This is a genomic window from Pseudoalteromonas sp. 2CM41L (assembly GCF_023161905.1).
Taxonomy (GTDB): Bacteria; Pseudomonadota; Gammaproteobacteria; order Enterobacterales; family Alteromonadaceae; genus Pseudoalteromonas; species Pseudoalteromonas atlantica.
The window spans coordinates 1-7,742 of the sequence record NZ_JALNTN010000031.1; the positions used below are offsets into that span (position 1 = coordinate 1).

The 7,742-nt window shown below is 42.4% G+C and carries 4 protein-coding genes and 1 pseudogene; 1 reads left to right on the forward strand and 4 read right to left on the reverse strand.

Annotated elements, in window-relative coordinates; genetic code table 11:
- Positions 1–188, forward strand: a pseudogene (locus MTF64_RS19710) (hypothetical protein); the annotation flags it as partial.
- A gap of 10 nt (positions 189–198) precedes the next feature.
- Here the strand turns inward: MTF64_RS19710 and lpdA are convergent.
- From lpdA to pdhR, 4 genes are all read right to left on the reverse strand, one after another.
- Positions 199–1,626, reverse strand: coding sequence for a dihydrolipoyl dehydrogenase (gene lpdA, locus MTF64_RS19715; RefSeq protein WP_029773352.1), 1,428 nt, complete (start codon positions 1,624–1,626; stop codon positions 199–201).
- A 175-nt stretch (positions 1,627–1,801) separates the two neighbouring features.
- Positions 1,802–3,712, reverse strand: a complete 1,911-nt coding sequence (aceF, locus tag MTF64_RS19720) for a pyruvate dehydrogenase complex dihydrolipoyllysine-residue acetyltransferase (RefSeq protein ID WP_121638010.1) — start codon at positions 3,710–3,712, stop codon at positions 1,802–1,804.
- 10 nt (positions 3,713–3,722) lie between these two features.
- Entirely contained in the window at positions 3,723–6,389 is a 2,667-nt protein-coding gene (aceE, locus tag MTF64_RS19725) for a pyruvate dehydrogenase (acetyl-transferring), homodimeric type (RefSeq protein WP_024031395.1), read from the reverse strand.
- Positions 6,390–6,479: 90 nt separating this feature from the next.
- Positions 6,480–7,229, reverse strand: a complete 750-nt coding sequence (pdhR, locus tag MTF64_RS19730) for a pyruvate dehydrogenase complex transcriptional repressor PdhR (RefSeq protein WP_004588597.1) — start codon at positions 7,227–7,229, stop codon at positions 6,480–6,482.
- Positions 7,230–7,742: the final 513 nt, after the last annotated feature.

A 7,742-nucleotide genomic window follows, 5' to 3' on the forward strand; every position in this document is an offset into this window, starting at 1 on the left:
TCAGCTATCAGCTATCAGCTATCAGCTATCAGCTATCAGCTATCAGCTATCAGCTATCAGCTATCAGCTATCAGCTAGAAATTTTGCTCATATTAACTTACGTGTCAAGACGAGCTTGTCTTAAACTGACGGCTGACGGCTATAAAAACAAAAAACCCAAGCCGAGGCCTGGGTTTTTAAACAGTTAACTAAAAGAGTTTACTTCTTCTTTTTAACCGCTTTTTTGTTTGGTAAATCAGTGATTGAACCTTCAAAAATCTCAGCTGCAAGGCCAATAGACTCGTTCAATGTTGGGTGAGCATGAATAGTAAGTGCTAAATCTTCACCGTCTGCGCCCATTTCAACTGCTAAGCCGATTTCGCCAAGCATTTCGCCTGCGTTAATACCCACCATAGCACCACCGATTACACGGCCACTGTCTTTATCAAAGATAAGCTTAGTAGAACCTTCGGTACGTGCAGATGCAATTGCGCGACCTGATGCAGCCCACGGGAATACCGCAGTTTCAATGCTTAAGCCTTGCTCTTTTGCTTCTTTCTCAGTCACACCTACCCATGCGATTTCTGGATCAGTGTACGCAATTGAAGGAATACATTTAGGGTCGAAGAAGTGCTTCTGACCAGAGATAACCTCTGCTGCAACATGGCCTTCGTGTACCGCTTTATGCGCAAGCATAGGTTGGCCAACTAAATCACCAATTGCAAAAATATGGTCTACGTTAGTACGTAATTGCTTATCAACATTAATAAAGCCACGCTCATCAACATTAACACCTGCTTTATCAGCATCAAGTAAGTTACCGTTAGGCGTACGGCCTACAGCAACAAGTACTTTGTCGTAACGTACTGGCTCAGCTGGTGCGTTTTTGCCTTCAAAAGTAACGTATAAGCCATCATCTTTCGCTTCAACGCCAACAACTTTAGTAGAAAGCATAACATTGAATTTTTTGTTTACGTATTTTTGGTAAATCTTGATGATATCTTTATCCGCAGCCGGAACTAACTGATCTGCAAATTCAACTACATCAATATCAGAACCTAGTGCGCGGTAAACCGTACCCATTTCAAGACCGATAATACCACCACCTAAAACAAGTAGTTTCTCTGGTACGTCTTTAAGTTCTAATGCGCCAGTTGAATCAATTACACGGTCATCTTCTGGGATGAACGGTAAGCTAACAGGTTTAGAACCCGCAGCAATGATTGCGTTATCAAATGTAATAGTTGTAGTGCCGTCAGCACCTTCAACGTCTAAAGTGTTGCTGCCAGTGAATTTACCGTAACCTGGTACAACTTTAACTTTACGCATCTTAGCCATGCCGTCTAAGCCACCTGTAAGCTGGCCAACAACCGACTCTTTCCAAGAGCGAATTTTGTCTAAATCAATTTGCGGAGCGCCAAAAGTAACACCGTGAGATGACATTTCTGCAGCGTCATCAATCACTTTAGCCACGTGTAAAAGTGCTTTTGAAGGAATACAACCAACATTAAGACATACGCCGCCTAATGTTTCACGCGATTCTACTAATGTAACTTCTAAGCCCAAGTCAGCAGCACGGAAAGCCGCAGAGTAACCACCAGGACCACCGCCTAGTACAACAACTTGAGTTTTTAATTCGTTGCTCATGCTATTACCTTAATTGTTTGAACGGGACACTGCCCTAAAATTTAACTGCCATGTTTCTGCATGGGCAGAAAATCAGAGCAATTCACAAATAGTGCAAAGATTGTATCATTGCATATAGTAAAAATCCCAGCTAAAAACAACTGGCTGGGATTTGATTTTGTTCATATTGTAGCGATTACATCACTAATTGACGTATGTCGCTCATGTAGCTAGCAAGCGTTGCGGTAAAGCGCGCAGCTAGAGCACCGTCAATCACACGGTGATCGTACGACATAGAAAGCGGAACCATTAATTTTGGTTCAAAGTCTTTACCATTCCACTTAGGTTTCATTTCAGATTTAGATACACCTAAAATAGCCACCTCTGGTGCATTAACAATCGGCGTAAATGCCGTACCGCCAATACCGCCTAAGCTTGAAATAGTAAAACAGCCGCCTTGCATATCAGATGACGTTAACTTACCTTCACGCGCCTTTTTAGAAATATCCATCAGCTCGCGAGATAATTCAATAATGCCTTTTTTGTCCACATCTTTAAATACTGGAACAACTAAGCCATTTGGCGTATCTACTGCCACACCAATATTGATGTACTTTTTAAGGATAAGGCTTTCACCGTCTTCAGACAATGACGAGTTAAACGTTGGGAACTCAGCAAGTACTTTCGCTACCGCTTTCATCACAAACACAAGTGGTGTGATTTTAACGCCAAGCTTTTTCTTCTCGCTTAACACGTTTTGTTCTTTACGGAACACTTCAAGGCTTGTGATATCAGCTTCGTCAAACTGTGTAACATGTGGGATTTGCACCCAGTTACGGTGTAGGTTTTTACCCGACAGCTTTTGAATACGCGATAGTTTTTTCTCTTCAATTTCACCAAATTTAGCAAAATCTACTTTCGGCCAAGGAATTAAGCCAAGCTCACCACCGCCCGCATTGCCTTTACCAGCAGGTAATTGGCCTGATTCAACTTGCTTAACTAGGTTTTTAACATAGTTTTGCACGTCTTCTTTAACTACGCGGTTTTTACGCCCTGAGCCTTTAACGTTTGCTAAGTTAATACCAAACTCACGCGCTAAACGACGTACAACTGGCGATGCATGAGCATACGCGCTGTTGTTTTCAAAGCTTTCGTTGCTTGCTTTAGCCGCAGGTGCTGCTTGAGCTGGCGCAGACTCGGTTTTTGCAGGTGCAGCCGCTGGCTTTTGCTCAGCCGGAGCTGCTGCTTTTGCTGGCGCACTGCCTGCAACTTCAAAAACAAACACAAGTGAGCCAGTTTTGACTTTATCGCCAGCGGCCACTTTAATTTCTTTAACGGTACCAGCAAACGGGGCTGGTACTTCCATAGCCGCTTTGTCGCCTTCAACGTTTAAGATAGATTGCTCTTCTTCAACCGTATCACCAACAGCAACCATGATTTCAGTTACTTCAACTTCATCATCGCCAATATCAGGCACGTTTACTTCTTTTGTGCTTGGCTCGGCGCTTTGAGTAGTCTCTGCTGGCGCAGATTCTTGCTTTGGCGCATCTGATGCAGGTGCACTTGAGCCAGCTACTTCAAAAACAAACACTAAAGAGCCTGTTTTTACTTTGTCGCCTTCGGCTACTTTAATTTCTTTTACAGTACCGGCAAAAGGAGCTGGTACTTCCATAGATGCTTTATCGCCTTCAACACTTAAAATTGACTGCTCTTCATCTACGCTGTCACCAACAGCGACCATGATTTCTGTTACTTCAACTTCGTCGTCACCAATATCTGGTACAGTTACTTCTTTAGTTGAAGAACCTGAAGCTTCTGCAGGTGCAGATGCCTCAGTTTTAGCTGGCGCTTCTGGCTCACTTTGTGAGCCTGACTCTTCGCCTTCAAAAATCATGATTAACGACCCTGTTGTTACCGTGTCGCCTTCGCTTACTTTAATTTCTTTGACTGTACCTGCTTGCGCAGCAGGTACTTCCATTGATGCTTTATCGCCTTCAACGGTTAGTAGCGATTGATCAACATCTACTTTGTCGCCAACGCTTACTAAGATTTCGGTTACTTCTACGTCATCGCCACCGATATCTGGTACATTAATTTCAATACTCATTGCAAACCTCTTATGCGTACAGTGGATTTAGTTTGTTTGTGTCAATGTCGAACTTTTTAATTGCTTCAACAACCACTGACTTTTCAACATCACCACGTTTAGCAAGTTCAGATAACGTAGCAACAACCACGTAGCTTGCATTAACTTCAAAGTGACGACGTAAGTTTTCACGGCTATCAGAGCGTCCGTAACCATCTGTACCAAGCACTTTATAGTTGCTGCTTGGAATAAATGAACGCGCTTGCTCTGCGTAGTTTTTCATGTAGTCGGTCGCAGCAACAGTCACTGAATCGTTTAATACGCTAGTGATGTATGGCGTTTTTTGCTCGCTTTCTGGGTTAAGCATGTTGAAACGCTCAACGTCTTGACCGTCACGGGTAAGCTCGTTAAATGATGTTACTGAGTAAACATCAGAAGCAATACCGTACTCTTCGCTTAAAATGGCTGCCGCTTTACGCACTTCAGTCATGATAGTACCTGAGCTTAATAACTGTACGTTGGCTTTTTTACCTTCGTAGCTTTCAAGCTTGTAAATACCTTTACGAATACCTTCTTCAGCGCCTTCTGGCATTGCTGGTTGATGGTAGTTTTCGTTCATAAGCGTTAGGTAGTAGTAAATGTTTTCTTGGTTTTCACCGTACATACGACGAATACCATCTTGAATAATTACCGCTACTTCAAATGCGTACGTTGGGTCGTAAGAAATACAGTTAGGAACCGTATTTGCAAGAATGTGGCTGTGACCATCTTCGTGCTGTAGACCTTCACCATTTAGTGTAGTACGTCCTGCTGTTGCACCTAATAAGAAACCACGTGCTTGCTGGTCACCCGCCATCCATGCCATGTCGCCAACACGTTGGAAACCAAACATAGAGTAGTAAATGTAGAATGGGATCATAGGTAAATCGTTAGTGCTATAAGATGTTGCAGCAGCTACCCATGACGACATTGCACCTAGCTCGTTAATACCCTCTTGAAGAACTTGGCCTGATGTAGCTTCTTTGTAGTAAGAAACAATATCACGGTCTTGAGGGGTGTAGTTTTGGCCATGTGGATTGTAAATACCGATTTGACGGAATAAACCTTCCATACCAAATGTACGTGCTTCATCAGCAATAATTGGCACAATGTTTTTGCCAATGCCTTTGTCTTTTAGTAACACGTTAAGTGCACGTACAAAGCCCATTGTGGTAGAAATATCACGTTTTTGCTCTTCAAGTAGCGGCTTAAATGCGTCTACTTCTGGCAGTTTTAGCTCTTCAGTAAACTTAGGAATACGTGTAGGTGTGTAACCTTTAAGTGCATCACGGCGTGCGTGTAAGTACTTGTATTCTTCCGAACCTTCTTCAAGCGTTAAGTATGGAAGATCTTTAATTTGCTCTTCTGATACTAAATCTTGTAGGCCTAAACGGTCACGTAAGTGTTCAACATGGCTCATGTCCATTTTTTTCACTTGGTGCGCAATGTTTTTACCTTCAGCCGCTTCACCCATGCCGTAACCTTTTACAGTTTTAGCAAGAATTACGGTAGGACGGTCGTTGGTTTGCTCAGCCTTTTTAAATGCAGCATAAAGTTTTGATGGCTCATGACCACCACGCTTAAGCGCAAAAATTTCGTCATCAGTCATATCTGCAACAAGTGCAGCTGTTTCCGGATAACGGCCAAAGAAATGCTCACGTACGTACGCGCCATCTTTCGCTTTATATGTTTGGTAATCACCATCAATTGTTTCGTTCATCAACTGTAGTAATTTACCTGATGTATCTTTAGCTAGCAGAATATCCCATCCGCTACCCCATACAACTTTAATTACGTTCCAACCAGCGCCTTTAAATAGGCCTTCTAGTTCTTGAATAATTTTACCGTTACCCATTACTGGGCCATCTAAACGCTGTAAGTTACAGTTAATTAAGTAACATAGGTTGTCTAGCTTTTCACGTGCAGCAAAAGAGATTGCGCCGCGTGATTCTGGCTCATCCATTTCACCGTCACCTAAAAACGCGTATACACGTTGGTTTTTAGTGTCTTTTAAGCCACGGCCGTCTAGGTATTTTAAAAAGCGTGCTTGGTAAATAGACGCAATTGGACCTAAGCCCATAGATACCGTTGGGAACTGCCAAAATTCAGGCATTAATTTAGGATGCGGGTATGACGGTAAACCTTTGCCATCTACTTCTTGACGGAAGTTATCAAGCTGTTCAGCCGTAAGACGACCTTCAACAAATGCACGCGCATAAATACCCGGAGAAATATGACCTTGGTAGTAAACTAAGTCACCGCCGTCTACCTCATTTGGCGCTTTGAAAAAGTGGTTAAAACACACTTCATAAAACGCAGCTGATGATTGGTAAGACGCCATATGGCCGCCTAAGTCGAGATCTTTTTTCGATGCACGTAATACAATCATGATTGCATTCCAACGAATAATCGAACGAATACGACGCTCAAGGTTTACATCCCCTGGGTACGCCGGTTCTTGATCTACTGGAATAGTATTAACGTAGTTAGTTGTTGTGCCAGTTGGCATATCAACGCCGTCTAAACGGGCTTGCTCTAACACTTGCTCAAGTAAATACTGAGCTCGTTCAACACCTTCTTCGCGCACAACTGATTCAAGAGCTTGTAACCACTCTTGTGTTTCTAGCGCGTCTACGTCAATTTTATTGACTTCAGACATATGGAGGTTTCCTTATGTTTAAAATACGAATGTTGTTAATTTAATACCACGTATACCTAATTTAGTGTGTTCTAAGTACAGCGTATTAGCTTAATTTTGTTTTGTGCGTCTTAAACTACGTTCAATTCGCGAATGCTCTTTACCCGCTTCAAGTAATGCTTCTTCAATAAAGGCTAAATGGGCATTACTTGCTAGTCGGGCTTGTTCTGGATTGCCCTCAATTACGGCATCCATTAATAAGCGCCGGTGCTGGGCTAATTGATTGCTAATATCTGGTTTTTTTAATAAAACCGTTAAGTTTTGCAATACATTTTGCTCCAGTAGCGCTTGCATGCCTCGCACTAAGTGAAGTAAAACCACGTTGTGTGAGGCTTCGGCTACACTAAAGTGAAACGCATTAATTGCTTTGGCTTTTAATTGTAAATCGTTATTAACTTGAGCAATTTTATCAAAGCTTTGTTTAACCTTGGTAAAATCGGTGCTGGTACCACGAAGCGCCGCATAATATGCAGCAATCCCTTCAAGTGCATGACGAAATTCAAGTAAATCGAACTGTGATTCAGGATGCTTACTGATCAAATCAAACAGCGGATCAGTGAGTCCCTCTTCAAGCTGATTTTTTACAAACGTGCCACCGCCTTGCCTGCGAGTGACCAATCCTTTTGCTTCTAGCTTTTGGATAGCTTCACGCAGTGAGGGGCGAGACACCTCAAACTGTTTTGCTAGTTCGCGCTCTGGCGGCAGTTTTTCACCTGGAGCTAATGAGCCCTCAAGAATCATATTCTCAAGTTGCTGTAAAATAACATCAGATAATTTTGCTGCTTTAATCTTTAAAGACATTAATCAACGTCCACGTTGCATAAATACTAAAAAGCCTAATTTTTAAGGCCTAGAGCTTGACAATTTACCCAAAAGGTAAATTGGTCATACCAAAAATTTTCAATAAGGTATCAAAAAGGCAAATAACTGTCAATTTACGGGTTATTTGAGCAATTAGAGTAGCGTAACGCATTTTGAACGAAGTTCAAACAATGCACAATTGAGGTTGTTTTATTCAAACGTTAACAAGATGAAAACAAATGGTCTGACCAGAGTGAATTAGAATATTCACTCTAGTTGAATTTATTGAAGAAATTAATTTTTGAATTGGAGAAAGTCGTAGCAGCGGGTTTACCCCGCGACCAACAGCCTCACCGCGATACTCACCCTAAGCGCGGCGTACATTGCGCGATGTAAAATCGCGACTACACAAAACCGTAGCAGCGGGTTTACCCCGCGACTAACACCCTCACCTCAATACTCCCCCTAAGCGAGATACTCATTGCGCGATGTAAAATCGCGACTACGCAAAAC